2 protein-coding genes and 1 pseudogene are annotated in these 1,319 nt (G+C 34.3%); 1 reads left to right on the top strand and 2 read right to left on the bottom strand.

All coding sequences use genetic code 11. From position 1 onward, the window contains the following. A partial coding sequence (locus IG80_RS17075) for an AbrB/MazE/SpoVT family DNA-binding domain-containing protein (RefSeq protein ID WP_156962217.1) occupies positions 1 to 131 on the bottom strand: 131 nt, incomplete at its 3' end. A gap of 320 nt (positions 132 to 451) precedes the next feature. Here IG80_RS17075 and IG80_RS14400 point away from each other — a divergent pair. Beyond that, positions 452 to 607: pseudogene (locus IG80_RS14400) on the top strand (recombinase family protein); the annotation flags it as partial. A 214-nt stretch (positions 608 to 821) separates the two neighbouring features. Here the strand turns inward: IG80_RS14400 and IG80_RS15375 are convergent. Then, positions 822 to 1,265, bottom strand: a complete 444-nt coding sequence (locus IG80_RS15375) for an ISAs1 family transposase (protein ID WP_269517200.1) — start codon at positions 1,263 to 1,265, stop codon at positions 822 to 824. Positions 1,266 to 1,319: the final 54 nt, after the last annotated feature.

Raw genomic sequence — 1,319 nt, 5'->3', positions numbered from 1 at the left:
GTCATATGAATTTCATTATTCTCAAAATGAAGAATTATGTCATCACCTGGCTCTAAGTGTAAGGCATTACGAAAAGCCGCAGGTATGATGACTCTTCCTCCTTCGCCAATCTTTGTTCTTACGTCGTTCATAATGTTGTATCCTCAAAAAATATTGCAATATTAATTATGTTACCTTAAAAATATACTTATAGCAAATTAGAGATAAATTGTCATATTAATATAGTTGAGACATTTTCTAGATTAAATTTCTATTTAATTTATATAAGGTTTTACTATGGATAAATGACAGGGATGTATGTCAATATAGAGTATACTCTAATCTGATGTCAGGAAAAGCATCCTACCCCTGTCAGGAATAAATAGGTTTAAGGATTTATTGACAAATGCTCGCCAACCTCTTAGATTCTATTCTGACAATTATTGCTCATAAATGTAAAAAAGGAATATTTATGTTTAAAGGTAAAATACTTGGCTATATCCGGGTCAGCAGTTTTGGTCAAAATACAGAACGACAACTCGATGGAATATCCCTTGATAAAGTCTTCACAGATAAAGCCTCAGGAAAGGATACCAAAAGACCTGGATTAGAAGAACTTCTTCACTATGCAGGGGTTTTGCATGAGAGATTTTTTACTTAAGAATTATTTTACATTTATTTAAAATAGCCAAAAAGGTACCTTAAAGCGGATCATCATAGGTTAGAATTTATGTTGTTGGCTTATTTTTAGGAAAAAAGGTGTTTTTTGGCAAGAAGAAGACAAGATTCTTCTTTCTCTTCTGATTTTGAAGAGGGTTAAAAAAATAGGTAAAAGATTAAGTTTAAGTGAGAAGCTTTAACAGATTATCTTCATTCCAAGCGGCACACATCATTTTTCGACGCACACTCCGCTTTGGAGTTTGATCCTTAACTCTTGCGATATTAAGAGCGATTCTTCTGAGAGTGGCAAAAGATTGAGCACTTTTACGCTCCGCTTTAAGATCATCATCCTCTTTCATCTGCACATCCAAAACCCAATGCAGCTTGTTTTCTATATTCCAATGGTTGCGAACATAGTTTACCAGATCAGAATTCTTTGCAGAATGGCTCGTGATATAATAGCGCCAGTCTGCCGTAATCGTTGAACGAGGTGTGCTTGAGATCGTCTCAACAGCAATCGCTGTCTTTAAGCCGGGCCATTTCTCATCAATGCCAAGATGAGAAATATTACAAGTAAAATAACGCCTTCGTAATAACTTCGTATAGCATACATTATACGAAGTTATACGAATACTGAAAGTTTTTCAATAAGATATTCATAGTTGATTTTTTCCGTTCGT

The organism is Candidatus Paracaedibacter symbiosus (assembly GCF_000757605.1).
In the GTDB taxonomy this organism is placed as follows: Bacteria; Pseudomonadota; Alphaproteobacteria; order Paracaedibacterales; family Paracaedibacteraceae; genus Paracaedibacter_A; species Paracaedibacter_A symbiosus.
The sequence above is the reverse complement of the archived record's forward strand: the minus strand, read 5'-3'. Positions and strand labels throughout refer to the sequence as shown.